General features: G+C 70.7%; 9 protein-coding genes. 4 read left to right on the plus strand and 5 right to left on the minus strand.

All coding sequences use genetic code 11. The annotated features are described in order from the left end of the window. Window positions 1-211: 211 nt before the first annotated feature. Window positions 212-2,833 (minus strand): AAA family ATPase, encoded by a 2,622-nt coding sequence (locus KIK09_RS07695; protein WP_214317894.1) that lies wholly within the window; start codon window positions 2,831-2,833, stop codon window positions 212-214. A 243-nt stretch (window positions 2,834-3,076) separates the two neighbouring features. Between KIK09_RS07695 and KIK09_RS07700 the strand changes: the two genes are divergently transcribed. The 3 genes from KIK09_RS07700 to KIK09_RS07710 are packed head-to-tail and all read left to right on the plus strand — an operon-like array spanning window position 3,077 to window position 5,746. Next, window positions 3,077-5,257 carry an RICIN domain-containing protein gene (locus tag KIK09_RS07700; protein WP_214317895.1) on the plus strand — a complete coding sequence of 727 codons (2,181 nt, stop codon included), beginning with the start codon at window positions 3,077-3,079 and terminating at the stop codon, window positions 5,255-5,257. A 34-nt stretch (window positions 5,258-5,291) separates the two neighbouring features. Next, window positions 5,292-5,507: a hypothetical protein gene (locus tag KIK09_RS07705; protein WP_214317896.1), complete on the plus strand. Its 216-nt coding sequence runs from the start codon at window positions 5,292-5,294 to the stop codon at window positions 5,505-5,507. A 14-nt stretch (window positions 5,508-5,521) separates the two neighbouring features. Then, window positions 5,522-5,746: a hypothetical protein gene (locus KIK09_RS07710; protein ID WP_214317897.1), complete on the plus strand. Its 225-nt coding sequence runs from the start codon at window positions 5,522-5,524 to the stop codon at window positions 5,744-5,746. A 222-nt stretch (window positions 5,747-5,968) separates the two neighbouring features. Here KIK09_RS07710 and KIK09_RS07715 read toward each other — a convergent pair whose 3' ends face one another. The 4 genes from KIK09_RS07715 to KIK09_RS07730 all read right to left on the minus strand — a co-directional run bounded on the left by KIK09_RS07715 (window position 5,969) and on the right by KIK09_RS07730 (window position 14,365). Continuing rightward, window positions 5,969-7,441, minus strand: a complete 1,473-nt coding sequence (locus tag KIK09_RS07715; protein ID WP_214317898.1) for a glutamate synthase subunit beta — start codon at window positions 7,439-7,441, stop codon at window positions 5,969-5,971. 44 nt (window positions 7,442-7,485) lie between these two features. Then, window positions 7,486-11,976, minus strand: a complete 4,491-nt coding sequence (gene gltB, locus KIK09_RS07720; protein ID WP_214317899.1) for a glutamate synthase large subunit — start codon at window positions 11,974-11,976, stop codon at window positions 7,486-7,488. 568 nt (window positions 11,977-12,544) lie between these two features. Continuing rightward, window positions 12,545-14,044, minus strand: a complete 1,500-nt coding sequence (locus KIK09_RS07725) for a bis-aminopropyl spermidine synthase family protein (protein ID WP_214317900.1) — start codon at window positions 14,042-14,044, stop codon at window positions 12,545-12,547. Between the two features lie 141 nt (window positions 14,045-14,185). Next, window positions 14,186-14,365: a hypothetical protein gene (locus KIK09_RS07730; protein WP_214317901.1), complete on the minus strand. Its 180-nt coding sequence runs from the start codon at window positions 14,363-14,365 to the stop codon at window positions 14,186-14,188. A 56-nt stretch (window positions 14,366-14,421) separates the two neighbouring features. Here KIK09_RS07730 and KIK09_RS07735 point away from each other — a divergent pair, with 56 nt between their 5' ends. Then, entirely contained in the window at window positions 14,422-14,799 is a 378-nt protein-coding gene (locus tag KIK09_RS07735) for a helix-turn-helix domain-containing protein (RefSeq protein ID WP_214317902.1), read from the plus strand. Window positions 14,800-14,864 lie beyond the last annotated feature (65 nt).

The following is a 14,864-nucleotide window of genomic DNA, read 5'->3' on the forward strand; positions in this document are numbered from 1 at the left end:
GAGCCCCGGAACCCACGGTTCTGGACGCTTGTCGCGGCGCCCGGCGGTGCCAGGAGCCCGGGAACCGCGGAACTCACGGTTCCGGGCGCTTGTCGCGGCGTGCGGCCCCGTGGGCCTGGAGTGCCATCCCTCGACGGGGGCCGGCCACGTGCGGCGGGTGGCGGTTCCCTGGCCTGCCGTACAGAAGCCTGGGAAGGAGACGTGCGGCGGGTCAGGGGGGCGGGGGCGGGCGGTCTGGGAGGCAGGATTCGAGGAGGGTGGCGAGCTGGGCCCGGCTGGAGACGCCGAGTTTGGTGTACGCGCGGGCCAGCGTGTTGTTGACGGTGGCGATCGACAGCCCGAGCTGCTGGGCGATCGTCCGGCTGCTGTGCCGGACCGCAAGCAGCGCCACCTCGCGTTCGCGGGGCGTGAGCACCCCGGAGATCGGCTCGTGCTCGAGCAGCGGTGTGACGGCGCCCTCACACCGCGCGCGGAGCGTGGCCGCCCGCTCGCGCGCCAGCGCCGCCGTGCTCGTCAGGCCGGCCTGGCGGTAGAGCCCGGCCGCGCAGGTAGCGGCCTCGGCGGCGAGCAGGTGCTGGCCGAGCTCCACGAAGGCGTCGGCCGCGGCCGACAGTGCCGCGCCGTTCCGCTTCCGCAGCCCGCGTGCCGCGGTCGCCAGCGCGCGGGTCATCGGCGTGCCGATCGCCGCGTCGAGCTCGTCGAGCCGGTCGCCCCCGCCGTTGCCCCGCAGCCGCAGCACGTCGTAGCGGGCCAGCGCCTCCACGGTGGGAAGGCCGATGCCGCGGGCCAGGTCGGCCGCGTAGCGGGCGGCCAGCGCCGCGTCGGTGAGCCTGCCCTCGGCGGCCAGCGTCCAGGCGTTGCCGAGCGTGATCCACGGAGCGAAGAGCCGGTTGACGTCGTTGGCGCCCGGCTCGGCGCGCTCCATCCAGGTGCGCGCGTCGGCCGCCCGGCCTCCCAGGGCGGATGCCGTGGCCAGACCCGCCACGAAGGTACGGGTGAGGCGGAGGGTGTCTCTGTCCTCGAGGGCGCTGACCGCCTCGCGCAGCGACCGGTCGGCGCGGCCGAGCCTGCCCTGGGCGCACTCCGCGAGGCCGCGGAAGCCGAGGTGACCGGCCGACATCATGGGGCTCTCGCCCGCCAGCACCCGGTGGTATCCGTCGTCGGCGACCTTCCAGGCCGTGCGCAGGTCGCCCATGGCCAGGGATGCCAGGCACCGGGCGATGTCGAGTTCGACCACGCCCCAGGGCAGCTCTGCCTGGTGGGCCGTGGCGAGGGCCAGCCCGCGCCCGTAGTAGCTCGCGGCATCCTCCGCCCGCCCGAGGCAGCCCGCGGCCGCCGTGGCGGCCGCGGTGGCCCAGATGACCGCCTGGGGACCGGCCGCGTTCCCGGCCAGGAGTTCGTCGGCGACGGCGAGTACGGCGGCGCAGCGCCCGTCGAAGAGCAGGATCCAGGTGCGGATCCCCTGCGCGAGTTCCTCTCCCGGCCGGCCCTTGAGCAGGTCCAGCGCCTGCTCGGCGGCCATGACGTCGCCGTGGCCCCAGTACGTGGTCTCGGCGCGGACCAGTGCCCAGGCGAGCAGGTCGTCGTCGCTGGATGGCGGCTCCTCCTGCAGCAGGGTGGCCGCGTCCGCGCTGCGGCCGCGGTATTCCAGCACCTCCGCGAGCAGGGCGTCGGCTTCCACGCAGGGTTCGGTGTCCCTGGCCGCCCGCGCGAGCCGTTCGGCCAGGGCGAGATCCGCCCGGTCGACGGCCTGGCGGGCGCCCTGCCGTACGACGTCGGCCCGCACGACCGCGCCGCTGTCGACCTGCCAGAGCGCGGCGCGCAGCAGGTCGTCCCGGCGGCGGAGCGGGGTGCGCAGCAGGGCGTCGGCGAGCCGCCACGACAGGTGCCGGGACCGGCCGACGGGCAGGTCCGCGCGCAGCACCTCGCCGTAGAGCGGGTGGGCGAGCCGGAGCCGCACGCGCCTGCCGTCGCGCTCGGCCACGACCATGTCGCGCGCCTCGGCCTCGTCGATGAGCTCGGGGGCCACCAGGGTGGCCAGCAGGGCGTGCGGGTACGGCTCGCCGCAGGCAAGCAGTTCGAGCACCAGCCGGGTCCGGGAGTCGAGCGGGCGCAGCCGGTCGGCGAGCAGGTGGCGCACGCCGCCGCTCGGGCGGTAGTCGCCGGTCAGTCGCCAGACCCCGTGGCTCTGCCGCAATGTGCGGTCGGCGAGAGCTCCCGAGAGCACCTCGCGCAGCGCCAGCGGGTTGCCCACCGCGATGCCGTGCAGCCTGCGTCGCGTCACCCCGTCGATGTCCCCCGTGAGGGTGTGGTCGAGCAGTTCGTCGACGGCGGCGGCCGGGAGCCCGGCCAGGTCGAGCCAGAGCGCCTGGCCGTCCTTCCACAGTGCCGTGATCGCGTCAGGAAGGCGCGTGCCAGGACGGCACGTCACGACCATGGAGGCCAGCCCGCACGACCCGAGATGGCCCAGCAGGGCGGCCGATCCGTCGTCGAGCAGGTGGGCGTCGTCGACGCCGATCACCACGGGCCGCTTCTCGCCCCAGGCCCGCACCTGGGTGATCATGGACGACAGCACCTGGTTCCCGGCGACCTGGTCGGCGGGCAAGATGGTGGACACCGCGCCGAACGGGATGGACGCCATGGCTGCCGAAGCGGCCACGAACGCGGTGTGCCATCCCTCGGACGCGAGACTCGCCAGGACCTCCCTGGCCAGCCGGGTCTTCCCGACCCCTGGTTCGCCCGAGATCACCACGCCGGCCGCTTCCCCGCCGAGCAGGCTCGACAGGATCTCGGCGAGCTCGCCTGCCCGCCCGGCGAACGGCCACTGCCGCATGAGGACTCCCTCGTCGTCCAGGGATCGCGTGGCCTATTCGTCACCGGTGCGCCGGTGGATGCGGCCGATGGATAAGAACGTCACTCCGGTGCCGGTTCATGGGGCAGTCGGCCTGATCTAGTTGGCCCCGTTCGCCGCTGGCCATACTGCGGGACGAGTTCCACCCACCCTTCCTACGTGCCGGAGGTTGACATGCGGTGGTGGACGCGCTTTGCGGCGGCGGCGAGCGTCGTGATCTTACTCATGGCAGGGACGGTGAACGCCCAGGCGGGCAGCGCCGCGGACCCGCCTCCCGGCCGATCGATCGACCTGGACAGCCTGCCGTCCGCGCCCGCCAGGGAGCCGACGGACCCGGAGATCAAGAAGCGGGTCGACCGGGGGAAGGCCGCCTGGAAGGCGCTGACGCAGGAGCAGCGCGAGCAGGTCCTCAAGCAGTTCCAGCAACTGGTGGCGCCGAAGGTCGAGGAGGCCGTCGCCGAGCACGGCAGCCTGGATCAGGGCCCCTCGCTGGACAAGCTCTCCCTCGCCGATCTCGCGGGACTGGCCGGGGGGACCAAGCCGTCGGCCGGCGGCGACGTGTCGATCATCGACGCCACCGGCAAGGGCAAGGTGACCCAGCAGGTCCGGGTCGCCCGATCTGCCTCGTCGGCGGCCGCGACGGCGTCCTCCGCGGACGAGGACCTGGACGGTCTGCCCGAGGACTTCGAGGCGACCATCTCCGACCTGTTCACCCCGGTGTACTTCCCCTCGCTGACCGAGGGAGTGGGCACCGGGTTCGCCGACTTCAAGGACCAGCCGAAGCAGGAAGTGCTGCGCGTGCACGACTCGATCCCGCCGCGCCAGCACTACCGGATCCGACCGCTGGGGTTCACCACGGCCAACGGCCAGCAGTACAGCTGGGTTCGCCTGGACTACCTGACCCTGTGGAACCGCGACGACGGGCTGTCCGCGCTGGCCACCGGCGGCTGCCTGGGGCACGACACGCTCGACTTCTTCCTCGGGCTGTTCGGCCTGCGATCGGCCTTCCGGATCTTCGGCGGCCACGACATCGACAACGAGCGATCCGTCATCATCGCCTACGCCCCCACGTCGGGCTCGCGGATCAACCTCGACCCGGCGGCCTACCGGGCCCGCATCCTGTACACCGCGGCCCACGAGGAGTATCCGCTCGGGTTCGACCACAGCTACTTCTTCCTCATCAACGACGCGCCCGACGAGCACCGGATCGTGGCCGAGACCCTGTCCAAGCACGCCAGCTACGGCTTCTACCCCGACGGCTACCCGCTGTTCCCCGCCTGGCTGATCAACGCCGTCTACCTGGGCATCCTCACCCTGGAGGACTTCGGAATCATCGGGCCCGACCTGGCCGACCTGCTGTTCTCCATCGCCGACACGATCATCTACGGGTGCGCGATCGAGCGCGTGATCAATCCCGGTCTCGTCTGGTTCCCCGCGTCGGCGGTGAACGTGGGCGAGCCGGAGCGGCCCTTCCCCGCGTACACCTTCATCCAGGATCCGGAGCTCAGGCGCAAGTTCGACTACCCGTTCCTGTCGGCCACCGAGCAGCCGCCGCAGCAACGGCCCGCCTCCCTCACGGTGGACCGTGCCGCCTTCGTGGTCGGTCAGGCGCCCTCGTACACGGTGACGGGCACCCCGAACTCGCCCATCTACTGGACGAGCACCAGGAACGACCAGCCCACCGGTGAGACGCACACCTACTACGGCCAGCAGACCGACGCCAACGGCAACTGGTCCGGCAGCGGCGTGCCGTGGGCGGCCGCCGACGCCGGGACCTGGACCAAGACCGTCGAGGTGGGGACCCAGAGCGCCTCGGTCGGCTTCACGGTCAACGCCCCATCGCCCACCCCGACTCCAACCCCAACTCCAACAGCCACACCAACAGCCACATCGACACCCACACCGACACCCACGCACACTCCGACACCCACGCCCACGCCCACGCCCACGCCCACGTCCGGGACTGATGGTGTGGATGTGGTGGCGGTTCATTCCGGGAAATGTCTGGACGTGGAGGGCGCCTCACGGGAGGACTTCGCCCGGGTGCAGCAGTTCACCTGCCACGGCGGCGCCAACCAGAAGTGGACCTTCACCGGCCAGGCGGTGCGCGTGGCGCATTCCGGCAAGTGCCTGGAGGTCTCCACCAGCGTCATCGCCCAGGGCGCTCCCGTCCTGCAGGCCACCTGCCAGGAGGGCAACCCCATGCAGGCCTGGAAGGTCGAAGGCGTGGCCGAGGGCGCGACCTGGCAGACCGTCAAGATCGTCGCGGTCAACTCGCGGATGTGCCTCACCGTCGCCGACGCCTCGCAAGCCGACGGCGCCTCGGTACAGCAGTGGCCGTGTCCCCAGTTCGACGCGGCACCCAACCAGCTCTGGAAGATCCCGAAGTCACTCCGGGAACCCTGAGCGCAATCCCCAACACACGAAGGAGGAACCACCCATGCGCAAGATCTTGGGTTGTGCGGGCGTCACGGCCATGGCCGCCTCGATGCTGCTCGGCCTGTCCGCCACACCCGCCCACGCCATGACCGACTGCGAGGACAAGCCCGACGGCACGATCATCACCTACGGCTACAACAACGACGACGGCTCGGAGCACATCTGGATCTTCCAGTGCTACGACGGCGGCAAGGGCAGATTCATCGACGGCTACTGAGCAAGGAGCTGATCATGCGCACGAACATGACCCGCCTGGCGCTGGCGATCGTCACGGTCCTGGCGCCGCTGTCCCTCATCGCATCCCCCGCCCACGCGGAGGGCGGCTGCTACCTCCTCGACGACCTGGACGCCGCGGAGGGCACCACCCTCTACGAGGACGCCCCGGAGGGAAGCGGCTACTACACCTACATCTGCCAGGACGGGATGTGGATATTCACCGGCTACGCGGCTGAGTGACACGCCCGTCGAACCACGGACCCACGGGGCCGGGCGCTTGTTACGGCGCCCGGCCCCGCGGGTCTGGAGTGTCATCCCTCGACGGGGGCCGGCCACGTGCGGCGGGTGGCGGGCCCCCGGCCTGCCGTACGACAGACCGAGGGACAGAGCCGGTACGGCGAGCTACCAGCGGGCCCCCGGCCTGCCGTACGACAGACCGAGAGACAGAGCCGGTACGGCGAGCTACACCAGCGGGCGCGCGGTCGGAGGGATCGGGTACGGCAGCGCCGTGGAACCACTCAGATACCGGTCGACGCTGGAGGCGCAGGCGCGGCCCTCGGCGATCGCCCACACGATCAGCGACTGGCCGCGGCCCATGTCACCGGCGACGAAGACGCCGTCCACCGCGGACATGTACGACTTGTCGCGAGCGACGTTGCTGCGGGCGTCGTAGAAGCCCTCGCCGGTCGACAGGTCCTCGAGCAGCGGGCCGTGCTCGGGCCCCAGGAAACCCATCGACAGCGTGACCAGGTCGGCCGGGATCTCCCGCTCGCTGCCCGGGATCGGCTTGAACCCGGCCTGCGGGCCCTCGACGTCGACCAGCCGCAGCGCCCTGACGTTCCCCGACTCGTCGCCGACAAACTCGGTCGTGGACACCGCGTACACCCGGTCGCCGCCGCCGTCGGCGAGCTCCTCGTGGGCGCTCTCCATCTTGAACAGCGTCGGGAACGTCGGCCACGGCTGCGAACCCGGCCGGTCGGCCGGCGGCTGCGGCATGATCTCCAGCTGCGTGACCGAGGCCGCGCCCTGCCGGATGGCCGTGCCGATGCAGTCGGCGCCGGTGTCGCCGCCGCCGATGACCACCACGTGCTTGCCCTTGGCCGAGATCGGCGACTCGGCGTGGTCGCCCTCCTGCACCCGGTTGGACGGCGGCAGGTACTCCATCGCCTGATAGACGCCGTTGAGCGCGCGGCCCGCCACCGGCAGGTCACGCCAGTTCGTGGCCCCGCCCGCCAGCACCACCGCGTCGAACTGCTCGCGCAGCTGGTCCGCGGTGATGTCGACGCCGACGTTCACCCCGGTGCGGAACTCGGTGCCCTCGGCCCGCATCTGGGCCAGGCGCCGGTCGATGTGCCGCTTCTCCATCTTGAACTCGGGGATCCCGTAGCGCAGCAGCCCGCCGATCCTGTCGGCCCGCTCGAAGACCACCACGTCGTGGCCGGCCCGCGTCAGCTGCTGCGCCGCGGCGAGCCCGGCGGGGCCGGAGCCCACGACCGCGACCTTCTTGCCGGTCCTGGCCGCCGGAGGCTGCGGCGTGACCCAGCCCTCGGCGAAGGCCCGATCGATGATCTCCACCTCGACCCGCTTGATCGCCACCGGGTCGGAGTTGATGCCGAGCACGCACGCCGCCTCGCAGGGCGCCGGGCACAGCCTGCCGGTGAACTCGGGGAAGTTGTTCGTGGCGTGCAGCCGCTCGATCGCCTCCCGCCAGCCGTCGCGGTAGACCAGGTCGTTCCACTCGGGGATGAGGTTCCCCAGCGGGCAGCCGTTGTGGCAGAACGGGATGCCGCAGTCCATGCACCGCGCGGCCTGCTGGTTCAGCTTCTGCTCGGGGAAGGTCTCGTAGACCTCCCGCCAGTCCCGGATACGGACGTCCACGGGGCGGCGTGCCGGCAGCTCCCGGTCGTGTGTGAGAAAACCCTTCGGGTCGGCCATCGGTTACGCCTCCTCTTCGATCGTGATGTACGGCATGCGGGCGCTCATCCCTTGACCGCCGCGGCCATGACCGCCTCGTCCACGTCCCTGCCCTCGATGCGGGCGGCCTCGGCGGCCTCCAGGACCCTCTTGTAGTCGGTCGGCATGATCTTGCCGAACCTGGCCAGCGCCGCCTGCCAGTCGGCCAGCAGCTCCTTGGCCACCGGGGAGCCGGTCTCGGCGAAGTGCTTCTCCACGATCTCCTGCAGGAACTCGGCGTCCTGCTCGGAGAGCTCCTCGATGGCGACCATCTCCCTGTTGACCCGCTCGGGCTCGAGGTCGAGCAGGTAGGCGATGCCACCGGACATGCCCGCGGCGAAGTTGCGCCCGGTCGGGCCGAGCACGACGGCGCGGCCGCCGGTCATGTACTCGCACCCGTGGTCGCCGACGCCTTCCACGACCGCGGTGGCGCCGGAGTTGCGTACGCAGAACCGCTCGCCGACCACGCCGCGGATGAACACCTCGCCGGACGTGGCGCCGTAGAGGGCGACATTTCCGGAAATGATGTGACCGTCCAGGGGGGCCGCGTCGTGCGGGCGGAGCGTGATCCGGCCGCCGGACAGGCCCTTGCCCAGGTAGTCGTTGGCGTCGCCGGTCAGGCGGAGCGTGATGCCCTTGGGCAGGAAGGCGCCGAAGGAGTTGCCCGCCGAGCCGGTGAAGCTGATGTCGATGGTGTTCTCGGGCAGGCCCGCCCCGCCGTACCGCTTGGTCACCTCGTAGCCGAGCATGGTGCCGACCGTGCGGTTGACGTTGCGGATGGGCAGGTCCAGCCGGACTGGGGCGCGCTCGCGCAGCGCGCCTTCTGCCAGCTGGATGAGCGTGTTGTCCAGCGCGTGCTGCAGGCCGTGATCCTGCACACTGGTGCGGCGCAGCGCGGTGCCCGCGGGGAGCTCCGGCTGGTGCAGGATCGGCGACAGGTCGAGCCCGCCGGCCTTCCAGTGATTCTCGGCGGCGCTGGTGTCGAGCAGCTCGACGTGGCCGATCGCCTCGTCGAGCGAGCGGAAGCCCAGCTCGGCCAGGTACTCGCGGATCTCCTCGGCGATGAACTCGAAGAAGTTGACCACGAACTCCGGCTTGCCGGTGAAGCGCTTGCGCAGCTCGGGGTTCTGCGTGGCCACGCCCACCGGGCAGGTGTCCAGGTGGCAGACCCGCATCATCACGCAGCCGCTGACCACGAGGGGCGCGGTGGCGAAGCCGTACTCCTCGGCGCCGAGCAGCGCGGCGATGACGACGTCGCGGCCGGTCTTGAGCTGGCCGTCGACCTGGACCACGATCCTGTCGCGCAGGCCGTTGAGCAGCAGCGTCTGCTGGGTCTCGGCCAGGCCGAGCTCCCAGGGCGCGCCGGCGTGCTTGAGGCTGGTCAGCGGCGAGGCGCCGGTGCCGCCGTCGTGGCCGGAGATCAGCACGACGTCCGCGTGCGCCTTGGACACGCCCGCGGCGACCGTGCCGACGCCGACCTCCGCGACCAGCTTGACGTGCACCCGGGAGGCCGGGTTGGCGTTCTTGAGGTCGTGGATGAGCTGGGCCAGGTCCTCGATGGAGTAGATGTCGTGGTGCGGCGGCGGCGAGATGAGGCCGACGCCCGGCGTGGAGTGCCTGGTCTTGGCGATCCACGGGTACACCTTGTGGCCGGGCAGCTGGCCGCCCTCGCCGGGCTTGGCGCCCTGGGCCATCTTGATCTGCAGGTCGGCGGCGTTGACCAGGTACTCGGAGGTCACGCCGAACCGGCCGGAGGCCACCTGCTTGATCGCGGACCTGCGGGCCTCGTCGTAGAGGCGCTCGGGGTCCTCGCCGCCCTCGCCGGTGTTGGACTTGCCGCCGAGGCGGTTCATCGCGATGGCCAGCGTCTCGTGGGCCTCCATGGAGATGGAGCCGTAGGACATGGCGCCGGTGGAGAACCGCTTGACGATCTCGCTGACCGGCTCGACCTCGTCGATCGGGATCGGAGCCCTGCCCTCCGACTTGATCCGGAACAGTCCCCTGAGCGTCATGAGCCGCTCGGCCTGGGAGTCGACGAGGTTCGTGTACTCCTTGAAGATCTCGTAGCGGCGCGTCCTGGTGGCGTGCTGCAGCTTGAAGACCGTCTCGGGGTTGAACAGGTGCGGCTCGCCCTCGCGCCGCCACTGGTACTCGCCGCCCACCTGGAGCCCGCGGTGCGCGTTCTCCACCCGCGGGTAGGCCTGGCCGTGCCTGCGCGCCGTCTCCTCGGCCAGCACGTCGAAGCCGACGCCGCCCAGGCGGGAGGTCGTCCCGGTGAAGCAGGCGTCGATGACGTCCTGGCTGAGGCCGAGCGCCTCGAAGATCTGGGCGCCGGTGTAGGAGGCCACCGTGGACACGCCCATCTTGGACATGACCTTGATGACGCCCTTGCCGTACGCCTTGATCAGGTTCCGCACGCCCTTGGGTCCGAAGCCCATGTCCTCGACGGTCTCGATCGCGAGGTACGGGTTGACCGCGCCGGCGCCGTAGCCGATGAGCAGCGCCATGTGGTGGCACTCGCGGGCCTCGCCGGTCTCGATGACCAGGCCGATCATGGTGCGGGTCTTCTCCTGGATCAGGTGGTGATGCACCGCGCCCGTCAGCAGCAGCGACGGGATCGGCGCGAGCGCGTCGCCGGAGCCGCGGTCCGACAGCACGATGACGCGCGCGCCGTCGGCGATCGCGGCCGACACCTCGGCGCAGATCTCCTCCAGGCGGTGCAGCAGCGCCTCGCCGCCGCCCGCCACCTCGTACAGGCCGTGGACCACGTGCGGGTGGAAGCCCGGCAGGTCGCCCTCGTCGTTGATGTGGATGATCTTCGCGAGCTCGTCGTTGTCGATCACCGGGTAGGGCAGCACGAGCTGCCGGCAGCTGGTGGGACCCGGGTCGAGCAGGTTGCCCTCGGGCCCGAGCACGCTGGCCAGGCTGGTGACCAGCTCCTCGCGGATCGCGTCCAGCGGCGGGTTGGTGACCTGCGCGAACAGCTGGGAGAAGTAGTCGAACAGCAGGCGCGGCTTCTCGCTCAGCACCGCGACGGGCGTGTCGGTGCCCATCGAGCCGATCGGCTCGACGCCGGTCTTGGCCATCGGCGAGAGGATGACGCGCAGCTCTTCCTCGGTGTAGCCGAACGTCTGCTGCCGCTTGACCAGCGCCTCGTGCGTGGGGATCTCCCGCTGGCGCGCGGGCAGCTCCTCGAAGCGGACCAGCCCCGCGTGCAGCCAGTCCTCGTACGGCAGGGCCGCGGCGAGCTCCGCCTTGATCTCGTCATCCTCGATGATCTTGCCGCGGGCGGTGTCGATGAGGAACATCCTGCCCGGCTGCAGGCGGCCCTTCCTGACCACCTTCTCGGCCGGGATGTCCAGCACGCCCGCCTCGGAGGCGAGCACCACCAGGCCGTCCTCGGTCACCCAGAACCGGCCCGGCCGCAGGCCGTTCCTGTCGAGTACGGCTCCCGCCAGCGTCCCGTCGGTGAACGTGATCGAGGCCGGGCCGTCCCAGGCCTCCATCATCGAGGAGTGGAACTCGTAGAACGCGCGGCGCTGCGGATCCATCTCGGTGTGGTTCTCCCACGCCTCCGGGATCATCATCAGCACGGCGTGCGGGAGTGACCGGCCGCCGATGTGCAGGAGTTCGAGCGCCTCGTCGAAACTCGCGGTGTCGCTCCCATCCGGGTCACAGATGGGGAAAAGTCTGGAAATTTCGCCCGGGATGTGGGCCGACTCGAGCATCGCCTCGCGGGCGCGCATCCAGTTGCGGTTGCCCTTGACCGTGTTGATCTCGCCGTTGTGCGCGACGTACCGGTACGGGTGGGCCAGCGGCCAGCTCGGGAACGTGTTGGTCGAGAAGCGCGAGTGCACCAGCGCGATCGCGGTCTCGTACCGGCCGTCGGACAGGTCGGGGAAGAACGGCTCGACCTGCTCGGGCGTCAGCATGCCCTTGTAGACGATCGTGCGCGCGCTCAGGCTCGGGAAGTAGACGTCGACCTCGTGCTCGGCCCGCTTGCGCAGGCAGAACGCCAGCCGGTCCAGCTCCAGCCCCGCCTCGCCGTTCCGGCTGCTGACGAAGAGCTGCATGAAGTACGGCATGACCGCGCGGGCGCTCGGACCCGGCAGCGTACGGTCGACCGGCAGATCCCGCCAGCCGAGCACGGTCAGCCCCTCCTCGGCCGCGATCTCCTCGATCATGCGCACGCCGATCTCACGGGCCTCGGGGTCGCTGGCCAGGAACGCGATCCCGGTGGCGTAACGACCAGCCTCGGGAAGCTCGAAGTCCACCACGTCGCGGTAGAAAGCGTCCGGGACCTGGGTCAGGATCCCGGCTCCGTCTCCGGTGTCCGGCTCGCTACCCTTGGCCCCCCGGTGATCCAGATTGAGCAGCGCCGTCAGCGCCTTCTCCACGATCCCGTGCCCGCGGCGACCCGCGACGTCGGCAACCATGGCGACCCCGCAGGCATCATGCTCGTTGGCGGGGTGGTAGAGGCCCTGCGGCTCGGGGAATCCGAGATGGGCAGCAGGCATTGAATCCCTCCCGTCGTCATCGTCTGTCTGAACTGCATTACAGGCGGGGACGACGTTGGCCCTGCTGCGTGTTGTGGGTAGAGGTTACCGCACCCTGCCGGAATGGTGCCCAGCACGTCCGCATTGCGAACATTGCCACCAATCCCGACATCTGAAACCAACCATCCCAAACCCCGAACACATTCCCACCCACCCCCTCCCACCCCACCACCCCTCCCCCAAGACCCCCCGACACCACACCCGCCCCACCCCCAGCCCCCACACCGAGCCAAATTTCCGCAAACCCCCACCCACCAGCCCACCATCCGCCGACCAACCCCGGCGCCACACCCCGCAGACCGCGCTCAACCCGACACACCCCACGCCAGCAGGGCCCCGCGCCGGGTCGGCGAGACGCGAAACGGCGGTCCTCGGCGCGCTGTAAGGCGCGTAGCCCAGCGGAGGGCGGTCGGCGGACCGCGGGGCGGTGGGCGGTGGGCGGTGGGCGGCCAAGCCGTACGGGAGTCACGGCGATGGGGTGGCCGGCCGTACGGGAGTTGCGGGGAGGAGGTGGCCGGCCGTGCGGGAGTTACGTGAGGGTGGTGTGGATGGCGGTGGGGAGGGATGTGAGGCGGTGGAGGGGGGCCTCGACGGGGGTGAGGTCGTCTGCCCAGGGGGCCGTGCGGCGGATGAGGGTGCGGGCCTCGTTCTTGGTGAGCGTGCCACCCGACTCGGTGATGAGCGCTTCACGCCAGGCGTTGGCGATCTTGCCGTGCCCGCGGGACAGGATGCGGTGGGCGATGCGCCCGGCGGGGTCGTCGGGGGTGCGGCGGGTGACGTCCACGATCGCGCCCCGGACGTCGATCTCGGCCAGCGGGGCCAAGGCCTCCAGGGGTGCGCGAGAGGTGAGAGGTTCCGGCAGGTAGAGGCGGATGTGGGCGCTCTGCGCCGCGAGCACCAGCCGCGGCAGGGCGGCCTCCAGCCCGGCGGGTACGGCTATCGCCACGGTCCCCTGCTTGCCGAGGTACGGCTTGGCCAGCCAGGTCCCCAGCTTGACCCGTGGTTGCGGCAGGCTCTTGGGCCAGTCGCCGACGAGGAGGTCGGGCTCGAAGTCGCCCAGCTCGACGGCCGGTTGCCCGGTTTCGGCCTCGATCGACTGCGGGCCCTGGGTGTAGATCGCGGTGGCGACGGACTCCAGGCGGGCCGCCACCGCGGGAGCCGTCTTCGTGGTGGGACGCAGGATGTACAGGTCGGCGGCCGACCCGATGGCCTCCGCCCCGAAATATCGGTTGAAGTCGGGATATATGGCTTCGTAGGCGAGGTTGAGCGACGACAGGGCGTTCTGCACCTTCAGCGCCAGCGCCGGAGTACGCTCGCTGGCCCCGTACGCCAGCAGCACCCGCCCGTCGCCCTTCAGCCCCTCCAGCCCGCGCGCCACGAACAGCCCGATCCCCTCAGGCGTGTACGGCGGGTCGGTGATCGCCAGATCGTGCTCCCGCACCGACCCCGGCAGCCCCAGCCGCAGATCCGCCCACCGGGTCCGCACCCCGAGGTCCTGCTCGTCCAGGTAGGCCAGGATCCGGTCGTCGATGTCCACGACCGTCACCTCGACCTCCGGATGCACCATCCGTACGGCGAGCGACGTCAGATCGTGGTCCCCCACGCACAGCAACCGCGACCCCGGCAGCCAGAACCGCGCCCCCAGCAGCAGCGCCCGCCGCAGCACGGTCTCCGGCGTGGCCGCCACGTGATCCAGCGTGTGCCGCCCGCGCGGCGCCTTGGCGATCAGCGTCTCCAGCCGTTCGAGGACGTGCCGGTAGTGCGGCACCAGATGCCCCACCGGATCCTCCGGCCCCGGCGCCATCGCGAGCAGGTCCTGATACTCCGGGGTGTGCGCGAGCGGAATCCTGAACCGCTCGCCGTACCGCTCGAGCTCGACGGCCCGCAGCAGCGCCTCGATGCCCCGCCGCGACGTGGCGGTCTCCCGGACCAGATCGCCCAGCGTCCACCACTGACCGTCGCACAGCAGCGTCAGCGCATGCCGCAACCGCCGCCCATCCACCCCCGCAGCCCCAACGAGCTCCCGCACCTCCACCCCCCGAGCCTACCGACCCCACCCACCCCTCAATCCCTCCAGCCACTTCGCACCAATGTGAACAAAGGCGGATCATTGCTAAACAGGCTTAGCGACAAGCGCTAAGCTCACTATGCTAAGGTTACGAGCGATGATCTACCTGCTTTCCAACAGGCGCTCGGCCGCGCCAAGAAGATCATCCGGGAGGCTGGGTTCTTCGCTGACACTCACCCGACGCTGAACGGCTTCACCATCCGGGCACGACGGCTGACCGATGGCAAGATACTCCCGCCGCCTGGCATCGTTCTCGCGCTTGACCGTGGCGGTGACCCGCAAGAATGGGAAGAGATCCTCACCGTACTGGCCGAGCTGCTGTCGAGGGAGGGGCGCTCGTGACCGTCAAGACCATCACCTATACCGTCACCTACGAGCGGGGGCGCTGGAAGGGACGTACGCCCGGTGTGCTCGGGTCGGTGGGGGCCTCCACGTTGCGTGGATTGCATGCCGAGGCCCGCGACTCCGCAGCGTTCATCTGGGAAGACGAGGAAGTCGACATCACCTTCGTCTACGACCTGCCGGAAGACATGGCGCCATCGCTGGCGACGTATCAGCGGGAGGTGGAGCTGGCCGCCGAGCATGACCGCCGTCGCTTGGAGGCCGCCAGATCGCTGGCACGGGAGCTGACGTCTGCAGGACTCAGCGAACGGGATGCCGCGGCGATCATGGGGATCACCGGACCACGCGTCCACCAGCTGAAGGTCGGCGCCTGACACGTCCGGACGGATGAAGGCGGCGTAAGCATGCCCGCGGCGGTCGCGGCATCGGTCTGGTGGTA

The sequence above is a fragment of the Nonomuraea sediminis genome, assembly GCF_018531495.1.
Taxonomy (GTDB): Bacteria; Actinomycetota; Actinomycetes; order Streptosporangiales; family Streptosporangiaceae; genus Nonomuraea; species Nonomuraea sediminis.